The sequence below is a fragment of the Caballeronia glebae genome (assembly GCF_001545035.1).
In the GTDB taxonomy this organism is placed as follows: Bacteria; Pseudomonadota; Gammaproteobacteria; order Burkholderiales; family Burkholderiaceae; genus Caballeronia; species Caballeronia glebae.
Genome location: NZ_FCOJ02000026.1, coordinates 83,874 through 100,079 on the forward strand (window position 1 = coordinate 83,874; position 16,206 = coordinate 100,079).

Consider the following 16,206-nt stretch of genomic DNA (forward strand, 5'->3'; position numbering starts at 1 on the left):
TTCCATGACCGCAATAACGGGCCAGAACGGCCAGACTCAATGAAACCAGCCCGTCCTTTCGACCCCACTCCAGTGATCACCATCGACGGGCCAACGGCGTCGGGCAAGGGCACGGTCGCCGCGATCGTCGCCGCGACGCTCGGCTTTCACCTGCTCGACAGCGGCGCACTGTACCGGCTCGCGGCGCTCGCGAGCATCCGCTACGAGGTGGAGAAGGACGACGCGCCCGGCCTTGCAAAGCTGATCGAAGCGCTCCACATCACCTTCCGCGAAGGCTGCGCGCAGCTTGACGGAACGGACGTCTCGGGCGAAATCCGCCAGGAAGAAGTCGGAAACCGCGCCTCCGCGATCGCCGTGCATCCCGAAGTGCGCCAGGCGCTCGTCGCGCGCCAGCGGGCCTTTCGCAAGCGCCCGGGCCTCGTCGCCGACGGCCGCGACATGGGCACCGTCATCTTCCCCGACGCCACGCTCAAGGTATTTTTGACTGCGAGCGTCGAGGCGCGCGCGGCGAGACGGTATAAGCAATTGATGCAAAAAGGTTTTTCTGCTAATATGGATGACTTGCTGCGAGATTTGCGCGCACGCGACGCCCGGGATATGAACCGGAGCACCGCGCCGCTCAAGCCCGCGGCGGACGCGAAGACGCTGGACACCTCCGGTTTGTCGATCGATCAAGCGGTCGAGCAGATCATTGGCTGGTACAGCGAAATTCGCGTGTAGCGAGTTGTGGTAAGTCGTAGTGAAGTAAGGTGCTCCGCCGGAAACGGAGCGTGTGTTAACCCTTTAACCCCGTATGGCGTTGCGCCTTACAGGTTCATCCCGAACCGCCGCGCGAAGGCCGTGCAAATATCGATTTTTATGTCCGACCTGCAAACCTCCACCCCGAATACCGAATCCTTTGCGGCTCTGTTCGAAGAGTCGCTGACCAAGCAGGACATGCGCGCCGGCGAAGTGATCTCCGCCGAAGTCGTCCGTGTCGACCACAACTTCGTGGTTGTCAACGCTGGTCTCAAGTCCGAAGCCTATATTCCGCTCGAAGAATTCCTGAACGACGCGGGTGAAGTGGAAGTGCAGGCGGGCGACTTCGTTTCCGTCGCGATCGACGCGCTGGAAAACGGCTATGGCGACACCATCCTGTCGCGCGACAAGGCGAAGCGTCTGGCTTCGTGGCTGTCGCTGGAAAAAGCGCTGGACAACAACGAACTCGTGACCGGCACGATCACCGGCAAGGTCAAGGGCGGCATGACCGTGATGGTCAACGGCATCCGCGCGTTCCTGCCGGGTTCGCTCGTTGACACGCGTCCGGTCAAGGACACGACGCCGTACGAAGGCAAGACGCTCGAATTCCGCGTCATCAAGCTCGATCGCAAGCGTAACAACGTGGTGCTGTCGCGCCGCGCGGTCATCGAAGCGACGCAGGGCGAAGAGCGCGCGAAGCTGCTCGAAACGCTGAAGGAAGGCGCGATCGTCGAAGGCGTGGTCAAGAACATCACCGACTACGGCGCATTCGTGGACCTCGGCGGCATCGACGGCCTGCTGCACATCACCGACATCGCATGGCGTCGTGTGCGTCACCCGTCGGAAGTGCTGTCGGTTGGCCAGGAAGTCACCGCCAAGATCCTCAAGTTCGACCAGGAGAAGAACCGCGTCTCGCTCGGCATCAAGCAACTCGGCGACGATCCGTGGGAAGGCATCTCGCGTCGTTACCCGTCGGGCACGCGCCTGTTCGGCAAGGTCACGAACATCACGGACTACGGCGCATTCGTCGAAGTGGAATCCGGCATCGAAGGCCTGGTCCACGTGTCGGAAATGGACTGGACGAACAAGAACGTTGCACCGTCGAAGGTTGTTCAGCTGGGCGACGAAGTCGAAGTCATGGTTCTCGAAATCGACGAAGACCGCCGCCGTATCTCGCTCGGCATGAAGCAGTGCAAGCCGAACCCGTGGGATGACTTCAGCCGCAACTTCAAGAAGGGCGACAAGATCAGCGGCGCCATCAAGTCGATCACCGACTTCGGCGTGTTCATCGGTCTGCCTGGCGGCATCGACGGTCTGGTTCACCTGTCGGATCTGTCGTGGTCGGAAACCGGCGAAGAAGCCGTCCGCAAGTACAAGAAGGGCGACGAAGTCGAAGCCATGGTTCTGGGCATCGACGTGGACAAGGAACGCATCTCGCTCGGCATCAAGCAGCTCGAAGGCGATCCGTTCAACAACTTCGTTGCAATGAACGACAAGGGCGCAATCGTCGACGGCGTCGTGAAGGCGGTGGACCCGAAGGGTGCGGTTATCACCCTGACGGCTGACGTCGAAGGCTATCTGCGTGCTTCGGAAATCGCTGTGGACCGCGTGGAAGATGCGCGTAACGTGCTGAAGGAAGGCGACAAGGTCAACGCGATGATCATCAACATCGATCGCAAGTCGCGTGGCATCAATCTGTCGATCAAGGCGAAGGATTCGGCCGAGCAACAGGAAGCAATGCGCGACCTGAAGGGCGACTCGAACGCCGCCGCTACCGGCACGACCAACCTGGGCGCGCTGCTCAAGGCCAAGCTCGACGGCCAGAACAGCTAAGCCCTCAACGGCAAGCTGAAGTATGACCAAATCGGAATTGGTCGCCCAGTTGGCGTCGCGATTTCCGCAACTTGTCCTCAAGGATGCGGATTTCGCGGTGAAGACGATGCTCGATGCGATGTCGGAGGCGCTGGCCAACGGTCATCGCATCGAGATTCGCGGCTTCGGCAGCTTCGGGCTCAACCGTCGTCCGTCACGTGTCGGACGCAATCCCAAGTCGGGTGAGAAGGTGCTGGTGCCGGAGAAATTCGTGCCGCACTTCAAGCCGGGCAAGGAATTGCGCGAACGCGTCGACGGCCGCGCGGGGGAACCGCTGAAGCAGTCGAATGACGATGATGCGGACGATCTCTGATCGGCCCGTATCCTTGACTGAAGATATCTTTCAGTTCGCGGCATCCGGCCAACCGGGCAATCGACCAGGAAAGCACCCTTCGGGGTGCTTTTTTTATGCGCGACGTTTTATGCTCGATCACCCTGCCGCGACGGGTGCGTTGTTTGCTAAAAATTTCATGCGGCGAGCTGGCGACTGCCGGCGCTCGGGAGCATCAATTACAATACCGGTCACTTTGACCTGGGTGTTCAACCGCGCAGGCCCCGCCGAAATGGAAGGGCCGTCTGGTGCAACCGCTCTTGCGAGACCCTACATGAAATTCATCGTCTGGCTGATCCGCGTTCTGGTATTCGTGTTGTTGCTGGTGCTGGCGCTCGCCAATACCCAGCCCGCGACGCTGAACTTTCTCGCGGGCTACGCGTGGCAGGCGCCGCTTATTCTTATCGGCCTCGCGTTTTTCGTCGTGGGATTGCTTGCGGGGCTCGTGTCCGCCGTGCCGGCGATGGTGCGCCTGCGCATGGAAAACGGGCGGCTCAAGCGCGAGTTGCGTGTCGCGCGCGAGACGCCGGTGGTGAAGGAAGAGCCGCCGATGCCGCCGCTCATCTGAACTTTCGCGCAAGCAGACACGTAACATTCAACGACTAATCGCATGGATCTAGACTTCTGGTGGCTGCTCGTCATCCCCGTCGCTTTCGCGCTCGGGTGGATGGCGTCCCGCCATGACTTGAAAGCGCTGTTGTCCGAAAATGCGAACTTGCCGCGCTCGTACTTTCGCGGCCTCAATTTTCTGCTCAACGAGCAACACGACAAGGCGATCGATGCATTCATCGAAGTCGCCAAGCTCGATCCCGAAACGATCGAACTGCACTTCGCGCTCGGCAATCTGTTTCGCCGCCGCGGAGAAACAGATCGCGCGATCCGCGTGCATCAGAATTTGCTGAGCCGCGCCGATCTGCCGGTCGCCGAGCGCGATCACGCGCTCTATGAACTCGGACAGGACTTCCTGAAGGCGGGCCTGCTCGATCGCGCCGAGGAAACGTTCAAGTCGCTCAACGAGGGCGAATATTCGCTCGGTGCGCAGCGCGCGCTCCTGACCATCTATGAGATCGAGAAGGACTGGCCGAAGTCGATTACGACGGCCGAGCAAATCGAAAAGATGGGCGCGCCGTCGCTGCATATGGAAATCGCGCATTTTCATTGCGAACTCGCGCAGGAAGCGTTGCAGCGCAAGAATGCCGATGGCGCGCGCGCCGAGTTGACGCTCGCGCTGGCATCGAACCCGGACAACGTGCGCGCGACCATCCTCGCGGGCGATGTCGAAGCGGCCGCGGGCAACGTCGAAGCGGCCATCGCGAACTGGAAGCGTGTCGAGGAGCAGAACGAGGCGTATTTGCCGCTCGTCGCCGAGAAATTGATGAAGGCGTATGCCACGCTCGGGCGCAGGGAAGAGGGCGTCGATCTGCTGATCGATTACGTGACGCGCTATCCGTCGAACGATTTGCTCGATGTCGCGTACAAACACGTTCAGGAGTTGCGCGGTCTCGACGCAGCACACGAACTCGCGCGCAAGCAGATGCAGAGCGCGCCGAATCTCGCGGGCATGACGCGTCTGCTCGAAGCGCAGGAGGCGGCGGCCGACGAGCCGCGCCGCGGCGAGCTCGAACTGATGCGTAATCTAGTGAAACAGCGCACCAAGAATCTGCCGCGTTATACGTGTCAAACTTGCGGATTCCGCGCGCGTCTATTCTATTGGCAGTGTCCCGGCTGCAGCGGCTGGGAGACGTACGCGCCGCGTCGCGTCGAGCCGATCACGAGCTCGGTCTGAGCCCGCGCGGCAAGCATGACATCGGGCGGCGCGCGAGTGCGCCGCTTCCGCCACCGGCATTTCAGGAACAACCGGAAAGCGTATGAAAGTGACCATCGTCGGCACGGGTTACGTCGGTCTCGTAACCGGCGCGTGCCTTGCCGAAATCGGCAATGACGTATTTTGCGTGGATGTCGATCCGCGCAAGATCGAAATTCTCAACAATGGCGGCGTGCCGATCCACGAGCCGGGCCTTCAGGAAATGCTGAGGCGCACGCGCGCGGCGGGCCGCATCCAGTTTTCCACGGACGTGAAAGCAAGCGTCGAGCACGGCGACGTTCAATTCATCGCGGTGGGCACGCCGCCCGACGAAGACGGCTCCGCCGATCTGCAATACGTGCTCGCCGCGGCGCGCAACATCGGCAAGTATTCGAACGGCTTCAAGGTGATCGTCGATAAATCCACGGTGCCGGTCGGCACGGCGCTGCAGGTGAAGCGCGTCGTCGACGAAGAGCTTAAGGCGCGCGGGCTCGGCGGTTCGGAGAAGCACGGCTTCTCGGTCGTGTCGAATCCGGAGTTCCTGAAGGAAGGCGCGGCCGTCGACGATTTCATGCGCCCGGATCGCATCGTGATCGGCATCGACGACGACCGCGCGGGCAACCTCGCGCGCGAGAAAATGAAGCGCCTCTACGCGCCGTTCAACCGCAATCACGAGCGCACACTGTACATGGACGTGTTCTCGGCCGAGTTCACGAAATACGCCGCCAACGCGATGCTCGCGACGCGCATCTCGTTCATGAACGATCTGTCGAATCTCGCGGATACCGTCGGCGCCGATATCGAATCGGTGCGGCGCGGGATCGGCTCGGACCCGCGCATCGGCTATCACTTCTTGTATGCGGGCTGCGGCTACGGCGGCTCGTGCTTCCCGAAGGACGTGCAGGCGCTCGCGCAGACGGCGCGCGAGAACGGCCACACGCTGCGTGTTCTCGAAGCGGTCGAAGCGGTCAATCGCGATCAGAAAGAAGTGCTCGTCAACAAGATTGTCAAGCGCATGGGCGAGGACCTGCGCGGGCGCACGTTCGCCGTGTGGGGCCTCGCGTTCAAGCCCAATACCGACGACATGCGCGAGGCGTCGAGCCGGCGCATCATCGAGTCGTTGCTGGAGCGCGGCGCCACGGTGCGCGGCTATGATCCCGTCGCGCGCGAGGAAGCGGAGCGCGTGTTCGCGCTCGATCTCGCGGATCGCCCCGACGAGCTGAAGCGTCTGCATTTCGTGAAGACGCAACAGGATGCGCTGACGGACGCGGACGCGCTCGTCATCGTGACCGAATGGAAGGAATTCAAGAGCCCGGATTTCTGGCACCTGAAGAGCGCGCTGAAGGCGCCGGTGATCTTCGATGGCCGCAATTTGTATGAACCGGAAGCGATGGCCGAAATGGGCATCGACTACTTTGCAATAGGACGTCCCCATGTCGAACTCGACCGCAACGGCAGCAGTAACTAAGGCCGATATTCCCGTCGTTCCGCTCGCGCGCATTTCAGCGGCGCGCGTGCTGGTTGTCGGCGACGTGATGCTCGACCGCTACTGGTTCGGCGACGTCAACCGCATCTCGCCCGAAGCGCCCGTTCCGGTCGTGCATGTGCAGAAGAAGGAAGACCGGCTCGGCGGCGCGGCGAACGTCGCGCGCAACGCGGCGGCGCTCGGCGCGCAGGCTGGTCTGCTCTGCGTGGTCGGTCATGACGAGCCGGGCGAGCGCATCGTCGAGTTGCTCGGCGAGAGCAAGGTCGCGGCGTATCTCGAACGCGATCCCGAACTTCTCACGACCATCAAGCTGCGTGTGCTGTCGCGTCAGCAGCAACTGCTGCGCGTCGATTTCGAAAACACGCCGAACCATGAAGTGCTGCGCGCGTGTCTCGAACGTTTCACCGAGATCCTGCCGCAGCACGACGTGATCCTCATGTCCGACTACGCGAAAGGCGGCCTCACGCACGTCACGCGGATGATCGCCGACGCGAAGCGCGCCGGAAAGCCGGTGCTCGTCGATCCGAAGGGCGACGACTGGGACCGTTATCGCGGCGCCACGCTCATCACGCCGAACCGCGCCGAGCTGCGCGAAGTGATCGGCCAATGGAAATCCGAGGAAGACCTGCAAGATCGCGTGACGAAACTGCGCGCCGATCTCGATCTCTCCGCGCTCCTGCTCACGCGCTCGGAAGAGGGCATGACGCTCTTCACCGAGAACCGGGTGCTGCACACGTCGGCCGAAGCGCGCGAAGTGTATGATGTCTCGGGCGCCGGCGACACCGTTATCGCAACGGTCGCGACCATGCTGGGCGCGGGTGTGCCGCTCGTCGACTCGATCGTCTATGCGAACCGCGCGGCGGGCATCGTCGTGGGTAAGCTCGGTACGGCGACCGTCGGCTACAACGAACTCTTCGCCTGACCTTACCTGACATAACGCCATGACTATCATCGTTACCGGTGCGGCCGGCTTCATTGGCAGCAATATCGTCAAGGCGCTCAACGAGCGTGGCGAGAACCGCGTGATCGCGGTCGACAATCTCACGCGCGCCGACAAGTTCAAGAATCTCGTCGATTGCGAGATCGACGATTACCTCGACAAAACCGAATTCGTCGAGCGCTTCAAGCGCGGCGATTTCGGCAGCGTGCGCGCGGTGTTCCACGAAGGCGCCTGTTCGGACACGATGGAAACCGACGGCCGCTACATGATGGACAACAACTTCCGCTACAGCCGCGAAGTGATGGACGCGTGCCTCGCGCAGGGCGCGCAGTTCCTTTATGCATCGTCGGCGGCCACATATGGCGGTTCGAGCCGTTTCGTCGAGGAGCGTGAAGTCGAGAAGCCGCTCAACGTCTACGGCTATTCCAAGTTCCTCTTCGATCAGATCGTGCGGCAAACGCTGCCGAAGGCGCAGAGCCAGATCGTCGGCTTTCGCTATTTCAACGTGTACGGCTCGCGCGAGACGCACAAGGGTCGTATGGCGTCGGTTGCGTTCCACAACTTCAACCAGTTCCGCTCGGAAGGCAAGGTCAAGCTCTTCGGCGAATACAACGGCTACGCGGCCGGCGAACAGACGCGCGATTTTATTTCGGTCGAGGATGTCGTGAAGGTGAATCTGTTCTTCTTCGATCATCCGGAGAAATCGGGCATCTTCAATCTCGGCACCGGACGCGCGCAGCCGTTCAACGACATCGCGTCGACGGTCGTGAACTCGTTGCGTGCGCTAAACGGCGAAGCGGCGCTGTCGCTGGCCGAGCTCGTGCAGCGCGGGCTGATCGAATACGTGCCGTTTCCGGACGCGCTGCGCGGCAAGTACCAATGCTTCACGCAGGCGGACCAGTCGAAGCTGCGCGCGGCGGGTTACGACGCGTCGTTCCTCACGGTTCAAGAAGGCGTCGATCGTTACGTGCGTTGGCTATTCGGCCAGCTATAAACGCGCATCGAGCCTCTCTAAACTGGGTCTCACGGTTGGCGCTGGTGCCGGCCGGTTCTTCACGGAGACTCAGTCATGTTCAAGCAAGCACTCTCGTCGATCGCCGCATTCGCGCTCATTTTTTCCATCGGCAGCGCGTTCGCGGCCGTCGACGTCAATACCGCCAACGCCGACGCGCTGCGCGGCATCAAGGGCATCGGTCCGGCAAAGGCGAAAGCCATTCTCGATGAACGTCAGGCGCACGGTCCCTTCAAGGACGCGAGCGATCTCAGCGCGCGCGTGAAAGGCATGGGCGGCAAGACCGTCCAGCGTCTCGAAGCGGAAGGGCTGGCGGTCGGCGCGACGAGCAAGTCCGCGGCGGTCGCCGCACCGCCGGGCGGCGCGAACTCGGCTGGCGCGACGGCGGTTTCGGCTTCCACGTCGGCCAAGCCGGTCGTCGTGAAGAAATAACGGAAGACCCGAGGCGCGCCCCGGCGCGCGGCGCGCCGTCGATCTCCTTCAGCCTTCGGATGTCTTGGGCTTCCCGTGGACGGTTTCCCCACGGGGCTTTTTGCTCGCGCGGGCGGCGCGCACGCGAAGCGGCGAATCTGTCATTGCGCTTTCGGCTGCGCCGGCAGTCCATCCGTGCATCAGGGGTGCGCCGGCATCGACGGAACCAGTGGGCTACAATCGACGAATCCCTATATCGAAATCCCCGCCACAGACGAGTCGTCCGTGGGGAATGGAATCCGCTCCGCATATGGCTTACATGACTATCGAAGACACGGTCGGCAACACGCCGCTCGTGCAACTCGTCCGCGTCGTGGACGATGAAATCCGCAGCCGCAACAACGTCGTACTGGCCAAGCTCGAAGGCAACAATCCGGCGGGGTCGGTGAAGGACCGGCCGGCTGTGTCGATGATCAGGAAAGCTGAAGAGCGCGGCCGCATCAAGCCGGGCGACACGCTGATCGAAGCCACGAGCGGCAACACAGGCATCGCGCTCGCGATGGCCGCCGCAATGCGCGGCTACAAGATGGTGCTGCTGATGCCGGAAGATCTGTCGATCGAACGCCGTCAGAGCATGGCCGCGTATGGCGCCGAGATCGTGCTGACGCCGGTGACGGGTGGCATGGAATACGCGCGCGATCTCGCCGATCAGATGCAGCGCGATGGCCGCGGCATCATCCTCGATCAATTCGCGAATCCGGACAATCCGCTCGCGCACTACGAAGGCACGGGCCCCGAGTTGTGGCGCCAGACCGAAGGCCGTCTCACACACTTCGTGTCGTCAATGGGCACGACCGGCACGATCATGGGCGTGTCGAAGTTTCTGAAAGAGCAGAACCAGGCGATCGAGATCATCGGCGCGCAGCCGGAAGAGGGCTCGCGCATTCCGGGCATCCGCAAGTGGCCGGAAGCGTATCTGCCGAAGATCTTCGATCGCAGCCGCGTGGATCGCGTGGAGAACGTGAGTCAGGCGGCGTCCGAAGCGATGGCGCGACGCCTCGCGTCGGTCGAAGGCCTTTTCGCGGGCATCTCGTCGGGCGGCGCGTGCGAAGTCGCGCTGCGCATCGCGCGTCAGGTGGAGAATGCGACGATCGTGTTCATCGTCTGCGATCGCGGCGATCGATATCTGTCGACGGGCGTGTTCCCGGCTTGACGCCGCGATTTTCGTTCGCGCTATGAGAAAACCCCGGCGTGCCGGGGTTTTTCATATTCAAAGACAACGCGAAGTTACTGCAAGTTCGCGCCCGTGTCGCCGGACATCATGCGCGCCTTCACCGCCTCGCCGAGCTGATACACCGCGAGCGCGTAGAAGAAGCTGCGGTTGTAGCGCGTCAGCACGTAGAAGTTTTTCAGCCCGAGCGTGTATTCGGTCGTGCGGCCGGGCGTGGGCAGATCGACGACGGTGAGCGGGGTCGGCGCTTCGGCGTCGATGTTCAGTCCCGGCTCGTTGAGCAGCATGCCGGCCTTCGTCAGTTGCGCGAGCGACCACTTCGGCTCCGGCGAGCCGTCGGCGGCGGCCTGCGCAATGCCCTGACTGCCGACATCGCCGGCAATGCGCCACACGACCGGGCGTCCCGGTTGCCAGCCGTTCTGTTTCAGGTAATTCGCCACGCTGCCGATGGCGTCCGCCGGGCTCGCGCGCAGATCGATGCGGCTGTTGCCGTCGAAATCGACCGCGTATTGCACGATGCTGCTCGGCAGGAACTGCGGAATGCCGATCGCGCCGGTGTACGAACCGAGCACGGACGTCGGGTCGATCTGCGAATCGCGCGTCCACACGAGCAGGTCTTCGAGATTCTTACGGAACGTCGCCATGCGCTCGACGCGGTTCGGCGTGTTCGGGTAATCGAAGGTGAGCGTGGTCAGCGCGTCGAGCGCGCGGAAGTTGCCCATGTACTTCCCGTAGATCGTCTCCACGCCGATGATCCCGACGATCACCTCCGGCGGCACGCCGAACTGCGCGGAGGCGCGCTGTAGCGTCGCCTGATTCGCGCGCCAGAACTTCACGCCCGCGTTGATGCGCACCGGCTCGATGAAACGCCCCTGATAGGCGCGCCAGTTCTTGGCCTGCGGCGTGGGCGACGGAAGAACCAGCTTTGCAGCGGTCGCCGAGTAGCTCACGCGGGCGAACAGGTCGTGCAGCGCGGACGAATCGAAGTCGTAGCGCGCGACCATGTCATTGATGAACGCATCGACATTCGGATTGTTCGCGTAGCGCTGCGGCACGATCTCTTCTTCGAACATCTGCCCTTGCGGCGTCGCGGCCTGCGGTTGCTGCGACTGCGCAAAGGCACTATTCCCGGAGAGAAAACCGAGCGCGCAGACGATGGACGCAACGAGGGCACGCGTGGCCGGCCTGGAGGAGGCCGTGAAGACAAACGGAGCAAACTGAAAATTCATAGTGTGCGTGGTTGGGGGCGGTTGGGGCGATGCCGATGCGCGAGCGGCCAAAACGCATGTGAAGTCGAATCGATCGCAACGATTCTCAACGGAACGCAACAGCCTGCAACATGCCGCGCGCAATCGCTCGGGCGGCAGGCGTCGGGGCAGTATAACCGACGCTTCGCGCCCGGATCGGCCATGTGTCCGGGCGAGAGCGCCCGTGCCGAACGGTGTGGTAACTTAACGTCAATTGCGCGAAACCTGCTCGCGTATGACAAAAAAGCACGAGACGAGAGCCGACGAAAAGCGGCATTGCGAGACATCATGGCTACCGGCTTCTACACCCATCCCGACTGCCTCCGGCACGACAACGGGCAATGGCATCCCGAATGTCCGGCGCGCTTGCAGGCGATCGAAGATCAACTGATCGCGAGCCGGATCGACTCGCTCATCGAGCGCGAGGAAGCGCCGCTCGCCGAGGAAGCCGATCTCGCGCGCGTGCATACGCAGGCGCATATCGACTACATCAAGAGCCGCACGCCGGAATCGGGCAGAAGCGAGCTCGATCCCGATACGTCGATGTGCCCCGAGTCCTATCGCGCCGCATTGCGCGCGGCGGGCGCGGCGGTCGCGGCTACCGATGCGGTCATCGAAGGGCGTTACGACAACGCGTTTTGCAGCGTGCGGCCGCCGGGCCATCACGCGGAGCCCGCGCGCGCGATGGGCTTCTGCCTTTTCAACAACGTCGCCATTGCCGCGCGCCATGCGCTCGATGTGCACGGCCTGCAGCGCGTCGCGATCGTCGATTTCGACGTGCATCACGGCAACGGCACGGAAGCCGCGTTCAGCGGCGATTCGCGCGTGCTGATGTGCAGCTTCTTTCAGCATCCGTTCTACCCGTTCAGCGGCGCCGACAATCACGCGTCGAACATGGTCAACGTGCCGTTGGCCGCGCGCACGAAGGGTATGCAGGTGCGCGAAGTCGTCGACATGATGTGGCTGCCGCGGCTCGAAGAATTCAAGCCGCAGATGATCTTCTTCTCGGCCGGCTTCGACGCGCATCGCGAAGACGACATGGCCAACATGGGTCTCGTCGAGGACGATTACGCGTGGATCACCGAGCAGATTCGCGGCGTGGCCAAGCGGCACGCGCAAGGGCGCATCGTGAGTTGTCTCGAAGGCGGCTATAACCTGTCCGCGCTGGGTCGCAGCGTCGTCGCGCATCTGCGGGTGCTGGCGGAAATCTAGCCGGGCGCGTGCGTGCGCGCGTAGTCGGCGCGCACCAGCGTCCAGTCGATCAGCTCGCGGATCACGCGCTCGCGGTCGAGATCGTTGAGCGTTTCGTGGGCGCTGCCTTCATGAATCGCGAGCGTGCTGTCGGTCGATCCCGCGTGGGCTTCGAACTGGCGGCTGCCGGCGGGATCGCAGATCGCGTCCGCGCTGCCGTGAAAGACGAGCAGCGGCAGTGCGATGCCGCCGCGCTTCGCCGCCACGCGCTCCATGCCGGCCAGAATCTGCGCAGCGGTGCGCGCCGGGACGGCTGCGTGAAGCACGAGCGGATCGCGCCTGTACGCCTCGACGACACCCGGCGCGCGCGACAGCAACGCCGGATCGATGCTGAAGGCGGCGACCCGCGGCGCGATCGTGCCCACGATGCGGCTCAGTTTCGCCTTCCAGCGCGGCGTGCCCACGCCGATCTTCAACGCCGGACTCGACAGGATCAGGCCGGCCAGCTTTCGCTCTTGCGCGCGCTCGGCGGCGTACAGCGCGGCGACCGTTCCGCCCATGCTGTGGCCCATCAGAAAGAGCGGTGTGGCGATGGGCGGCGTCGCTGCGCACGCTTCGAGCAGGACGTCGGTATCGCGCAGATAGTCGGTGAAGACGCGAACCCACGCCCGATCGCCCGACGATTTCCCGTGTCCGCGAAGATCGATGGCGATCAGCTCGATGCCCGCCGCGTTCAATGCGATCGCGAGCGCGTCGTAACGTCCCGCGTGTTCGCCGAGACCGTGAACGAGCGCGATCCGCGCTTGCGGCGGCTTCGGATCGGCGCCCGGCGCGGGCTGCCAGCGATGCAGAAACAGTTCTACGCCGTGTCGTGTGGTGACGGCGCTCGTCGAATAGAGGGTGCGTGACATGAGCCGGTAAATATCTCCAAGTTATTAGCCGCGCAGAAATCATTATTAAACAGATGTAACGCGTCCTGTAAAATCCGGGCGACGGTAACTAACAGCTAAGAACGAGCGGCGGCCGGCTGCGCGGGTGCGTTTCACCTGCCGAGCCTTCCGCCGTTTGCATTTCATGATCGAAATACGCAATCTTTCGCAGCGTTTCGCGGGGCCTCGGGGCTGGGTCGAAGCGCTGCACAACGTCAATCTGACGATTCCCGCCGGCGAAGTGTTCGGCATCATCGGGCGCAGCGGCGCGGGCAAGAGCACGCTCGTGCGCACCATCAATCTGCTGACGCGACCGAGCGAGGGCAACGTGATTGTCGACGAGCGCGATCTCATGACGCTCGGCAAGGACGATCTGCGCGCCGCGCGCCGCGACATCGGCATGATCTTTCAGCATTTCAATTTGCTGAGTTCGCGCACGGTGTACGACAACGTCGCGCTGCCGCTCGAACTTGCCGGCAAAAGGCGCGCCGAGATCGAAGCGGAGGTTTTGCCGCTGCTCGATCTCGTCGGCCTCTCGACGCACAAGGACAAGTATCCCGCGCAGATCAGCGGCGGGCAGAAGCAGCGCGTGGGCATCGCGCGGGCGCTCGCGAGCAGACCGAAAGTGCTGCTTTCCGACGAAGCCACGTCCGCGCTCGATCCCGAAACCACGCGCGCGATTCTCGATCTGCTGCGCAAGATCAATCGCGAACTCGGCCTCACGATCGTGCTCATCACGCATCAGATGGAAGTGATCAAGCAAGTCTGCGATCGCGTCGCGGTGCTCGACGCGGGGCGCGTGGTGGAAGAGGGCAAGGTCGTCGATGTCTTCATGCAGCCGCATCACGAAGTCACGCGCGCGTTGATCGGCGACGTGATCGCGCACGAGTTGCCGCCCGCAATGAAGGCGCGCGTCACCGAGCGGCTCAAGACCGGCAGCGGCCATTTGCTGCGGCTCGCGTTCACGGGCTCGGGCGTCGATCAGCCGATTCTCTCGGAGACGATCCGCCGCTACGAACTCGATTTCAACATCCTGCACGGCCAGATCGACGAGATTCAGGGGCAGGCGTTCGGCTCGCTCGCGGTGCTCGCGGGCGGTCAGCCGGTGAAGATCGCCGAGGCGATCGATTATTTGCGCTCGCAAGGCGTCGTGGTGGAGGAGTTGTCCCATGTTGAGTGAAATGTTCGACATGTTCGTCCAGTCGTTCTGGGAAACGCTGATCATGGTCGGCATCTCGGGACTCGTCGGCGCGGCCGTGGGTTTGCCGCTCGGCGTGCTGCTCTATCTGACCGATCGCGACGGCGTGCTGCAGAACATCGGCGTGAATCGCGTGCTCGGCGGCGTCGTCAATGCGGTGCGCTCGACGCCGTTCATCATTCTTCTCGTCGCGGTGATTCCGTTCACGCGGCTCGTCGTCGGTTCGTCGATCGGCACCGCGGCGGCCGTCGTGCCGCTGACCATCGCCGCCGCGCCGTTCATCGCGCGACTCGTCGAGACCGCGCTGCGCGAAGTGGATCGCGGACTCATCGAAGCCGCGCAGGCGATGGGCGCAACGACCCGCCAGATCGTCTTCAAGGTGCTGTTGCCGGAATCGCTGCCGGGTGTCGTCGCGGGCCTGACGATCACGTTCGTGTCGCTCGTCGGCTATTCGGCGATGGCGGGCGCAATCGGCGGCGGCGGTCTCGGCGATCTCGGTATCCGCTATGGTTATCAGCGCTTCCTGCCCGAAGTGATGCTCACCGTGGTCGTGATTCTCATCGTGTTCGTGCAACTCGTTCAGTCGTTCGGCGACTGGCTCGTGCGTCGTCTCAGTCACAAATAACCACTCAAGAAACCATGCAACGTCGATTCATTCTGAAGTTCGCCGCCGCGCTGCTGAGCGCAACGCTGTTCAACGGCGTCGCGCACGCCGAGGACGCCATCAAGCTTGGCGTGACCGGCGGTCCGCACGCGCAGATCATGGACGTGGTGAAGCAGGTCGCGGCGAAGAACGGCCTGAAGATCACGGTCGTCGAGTTCTCCGATTATGTGCAGCCGAACGCCGCGCTCGCCGCCGGCGATCTCGATGCGAACAGCTATCAGCATCTGCCGTATCTCGACGCGCAGGTGAAGGATCGCGGCTACAAACTCATCAAAATCGCCGATACGGTGACATTCCCGATGGGCATCTATTCGAAGAAGCTGAAGTCGTTGTCGGCGCTCGGCAACGGCGCGCGCGTCGCGGTGCCGAACGATCCGACCAACGGCGGCCGCGCATTGCTGCTGCTGCAGAAGCAAGGTCTCATCAAGCTGCGCGCGGATGCCGGCCTGAAGGCGACGCCGCTCGATATCGTCGAAAATCCGAAGAAGCTGAAGATCGTCGAACTCGACGCGGCGCAGATTCCGCGCTCGCTCGACGATGTCGACGTTGCCGCCATCAACACCAATTTCGCGATGGAAGCGGGTCTGAAGCCGAAGTCCGACGCGATCGCGATCGAAGATCCGCGCGGTCCGTACGTGAATATCATCGCGATTCGCGCGGCCGACAAGGACAAGCCGTGGGTCGGCAAGCTGATCGCGGCGTATCACTCGGCGGAAGTGAAGCAGTACATCGAAGGCAAATACGCCGGCGCGGTAATTACGGCCTGGTAATCGTTTTCATGGTCGTATTCGGGTTTTCGTGAATATAAATAGCACGATCGTTCGATAAAATTCGGCCCATACCTATTGCATAACGCCCCGACCCCACCCGCTTATGGAGGGGTAATCCGACGCGTCACTCGTATAATGACGCTGGGTTGACGTTATCGTAACTTTGGAGCGTGTGGATGAAAATTCTGGTGCCAGTCAAGCGCGTGGTCGACTACAACGTGAAGGTCCGGGTGAAGTCGGATAGCACAGGTGTCGATATCGCCAACGTGAAGATGTCGATGAACCCGTTCGACGAGATCGCGGTTGAAGAAGCGGTGCGTCTGAGGGAAGCGGGTGTTGCGACCGAAGTAATCGCTGTGTCGTGCGGCGTGACGCAATGTCA

General features: G+C 62.6%; 17 protein-coding genes. 15 read left to right on the forward strand and 2 right to left on the reverse strand.

Going from position 1 to position 16,206, the window contains the following annotated elements:
• The first annotated feature begins 39 nt into the window (after positions 1-39).
• From cmk to cysM, 10 genes are all read left to right on the forward strand, one after another.
• On the forward strand, positions 40-720 hold the full coding sequence (gene cmk / locus AWB82_RS19005; RefSeq protein WP_086969891.1) for a (d)CMP kinase: 681 nt from the start codon (positions 40-42) through the stop codon (positions 718-720).
• Positions 721-840: 120 nt separating this feature from the next.
• Positions 841-2,571: a 30S ribosomal protein S1 gene (rpsA, locus tag AWB82_RS19010; protein WP_200818142.1), complete on the forward strand. Its 1,731-nt coding sequence runs from the start codon at positions 841-843 to the stop codon at positions 2,569-2,571.
• Positions 2,572-2,593: 22 nt separating this feature from the next.
• Positions 2,594-2,923, forward strand: a complete 330-nt coding sequence (locus AWB82_RS19015) for an integration host factor subunit beta (protein ID WP_061122718.1) — start codon at positions 2,594-2,596, stop codon at positions 2,921-2,923.
• A 292-nt stretch (positions 2,924-3,215) separates the two neighbouring features.
• Positions 3,216-3,509, forward strand: a complete 294-nt coding sequence (locus AWB82_RS19020; RefSeq protein WP_061135171.1) for a LapA family protein — start codon at positions 3,216-3,218, stop codon at positions 3,507-3,509.
• Between the two features lie 42 nt (positions 3,510-3,551).
• Positions 3,552-4,727: a lipopolysaccharide assembly protein LapB gene (lapB, locus tag AWB82_RS19025; protein ID WP_086969895.1), complete on the forward strand. Its 1,176-nt coding sequence runs from the start codon at positions 3,552-3,554 to the stop codon at positions 4,725-4,727.
• An 82-nt stretch (positions 4,728-4,809) separates the two neighbouring features.
• A complete protein-coding gene (locus tag AWB82_RS19030; protein ID WP_086969898.1) occupies positions 4,810-6,213 on the forward strand; it encodes a UDP-glucose dehydrogenase family protein in 1,404 nt (467 codons plus the stop codon).
• On the forward strand, positions 6,179-7,153 hold the full coding sequence (rfaE1, locus tag AWB82_RS19035; RefSeq protein ID WP_086969900.1) for a D-glycero-beta-D-manno-heptose-7-phosphate kinase: 975 nt from the start codon (positions 6,179-6,181) through the stop codon (positions 7,151-7,153). The genes AWB82_RS19030 and rfaE1 overlap by 35 nt, the downstream gene beginning before the upstream one ends.
• A 19-nt stretch (positions 7,154-7,172) precedes the next feature.
• On the forward strand, positions 7,173-8,165 hold the full coding sequence (gene rfaD, locus AWB82_RS19040) for an ADP-glyceromanno-heptose 6-epimerase (RefSeq protein ID WP_086969902.1): 993 nt from the start codon (positions 7,173-7,175) through the stop codon (positions 8,163-8,165).
• A 75-nt stretch (positions 8,166-8,240) separates the two neighbouring features.
• Entirely contained in the window at positions 8,241-8,615 is a 375-nt protein-coding gene (locus AWB82_RS19045; RefSeq protein WP_086969904.1) for a ComEA family DNA-binding protein, read from the forward strand.
• A gap of 289 nt (positions 8,616-8,904) precedes the next feature.
• On the forward strand, positions 8,905-9,807 hold the full coding sequence (gene cysM, locus AWB82_RS19050; protein ID WP_086969940.1) for a cysteine synthase CysM: 903 nt from the start codon (positions 8,905-8,907) through the stop codon (positions 9,805-9,807).
• A gap of 74 nt (positions 9,808-9,881) precedes the next feature.
• Here the strand turns inward: cysM and mltB are convergent, their stop codons facing one another.
• Complete coding sequence (gene mltB, locus AWB82_RS19055; protein ID WP_096031442.1) at positions 9,882-11,054, reverse strand: lytic murein transglycosylase B; 1,173 nt, start codon at positions 11,052-11,054, stop codon at positions 9,882-9,884.
• Between the two features lie 306 nt (positions 11,055-11,360).
• On the opposite strand from mltB, the gene AWB82_RS19060 reads away from it, so the two are divergent.
• Complete coding sequence (locus tag AWB82_RS19060; RefSeq protein WP_086969907.1) at positions 11,361-12,284, forward strand: histone deacetylase family protein; 924 nt, start codon at positions 11,361-11,363, stop codon at positions 12,282-12,284.
• On the opposite strand, the gene AWB82_RS19065 is transcribed toward AWB82_RS19060, so the two are convergent.
• Positions 12,281-13,174, reverse strand: a complete 894-nt coding sequence (locus AWB82_RS19065) for an alpha/beta hydrolase (protein ID WP_086969909.1) — start codon at positions 13,172-13,174, stop codon at positions 12,281-12,283. The genes AWB82_RS19060 and AWB82_RS19065 overlap by 4 nt on opposite strands.
• A 163-nt stretch (positions 13,175-13,337) precedes the next feature.
• On the opposite strand from AWB82_RS19065, the gene AWB82_RS19070 reads away from it, so the two are divergent.
• From AWB82_RS19070 to AWB82_RS19085, 4 genes are all read left to right on the forward strand, one after another.
• Positions 13,338-14,372 (forward strand): methionine ABC transporter ATP-binding protein, encoded by a 1,035-nt coding sequence (locus tag AWB82_RS19070; RefSeq protein WP_086969944.1) that lies wholly within the window; start codon positions 13,338-13,340, stop codon positions 14,370-14,372.
• Positions 14,362-15,015 (forward strand): methionine ABC transporter permease, encoded by a 654-nt coding sequence (locus tag AWB82_RS19075; protein ID WP_086969911.1) that lies wholly within the window; start codon positions 14,362-14,364, stop codon positions 15,013-15,015. The genes AWB82_RS19070 and AWB82_RS19075 overlap by 11 nt, the downstream gene beginning before the upstream one ends.
• A gap of 14 nt (positions 15,016-15,029) precedes the next feature.
• Entirely contained in the window at positions 15,030-15,824 is a 795-nt protein-coding gene (locus tag AWB82_RS19080; RefSeq protein ID WP_086969913.1) for a MetQ/NlpA family ABC transporter substrate-binding protein, read from the forward strand.
• 176 nt (positions 15,825-16,000) lie between these two features.
• Positions 16,001-16,206, forward strand: a 206-nt coding sequence (locus tag AWB82_RS19085; RefSeq protein WP_407643015.1) for an electron transfer flavoprotein subunit beta/FixA family protein, incomplete at its 3' end; no start/stop codon positions are given.

Coding starts and splice junctions, on each gene's coding strand:
- AWB82_RS19065 (WP_086969909.1), bottom strand. CDS start 13,174: ATGTCACGCACCCTCTATTCGACGAGCGCCGTCACCACACGACACGGC.
- AWB82_RS19060 (WP_086969907.1), top strand. CDS start 11,361: ATGGCTACCGGCTTCTACACCCATCCCGACTGCCTCCGGCACGACAAC.
- AWB82_RS19020 (WP_061135171.1), top strand. CDS start 3,216: ATGAAATTCATCGTCTGGCTGATCCGCGTTCTGGTATTCGTGTTGTTG.
- AWB82_RS19015 (WP_061122718.1), top strand. CDS start 2,594: ATGACCAAATCGGAATTGGTCGCCCAGTTGGCGTCGCGATTTCCGCAA.
- rfaE1 (WP_086969900.1), top strand. CDS start 6,179: ATGTCGAACTCGACCGCAACGGCAGCAGTAACTAAGGCCGATATTCCC.
- mltB (WP_096031442.1), bottom strand. CDS start 11,054: ATGAATTTTCAGTTTGCTCCGTTTGTCTTCACGGCCTCCTCCAGGCCG.
- AWB82_RS19045 (WP_086969904.1), top strand. CDS start 8,241: ATGTTCAAGCAAGCACTCTCGTCGATCGCCGCATTCGCGCTCATTTTT.
- lapB (WP_086969895.1), top strand. CDS start 3,552: ATGGATCTAGACTTCTGGTGGCTGCTCGTCATCCCCGTCGCTTTCGCG.
- AWB82_RS19030 (WP_086969898.1), top strand. CDS start 4,810: ATGAAAGTGACCATCGTCGGCACGGGTTACGTCGGTCTCGTAACCGGC.
- cysM (WP_086969940.1), top strand. CDS start 8,905: ATGGCTTACATGACTATCGAAGACACGGTCGGCAACACGCCGCTCGTG.
- AWB82_RS19070 (WP_086969944.1), top strand. CDS start 13,338: ATGATCGAAATACGCAATCTTTCGCAGCGTTTCGCGGGGCCTCGGGGC.
- rfaD (WP_086969902.1), top strand. CDS start 7,173: ATGACTATCATCGTTACCGGTGCGGCCGGCTTCATTGGCAGCAATATC.
- cmk (WP_086969891.1), top strand. CDS start 40: ATGAAACCAGCCCGTCCTTTCGACCCCACTCCAGTGATCACCATCGAC.
- AWB82_RS19080 (WP_086969913.1), top strand. CDS start 15,030: ATGCAACGTCGATTCATTCTGAAGTTCGCCGCCGCGCTGCTGAGCGCA.
- AWB82_RS19075 (WP_086969911.1), top strand. CDS start 14,362: ATGTTGAGTGAAATGTTCGACATGTTCGTCCAGTCGTTCTGGGAAACG.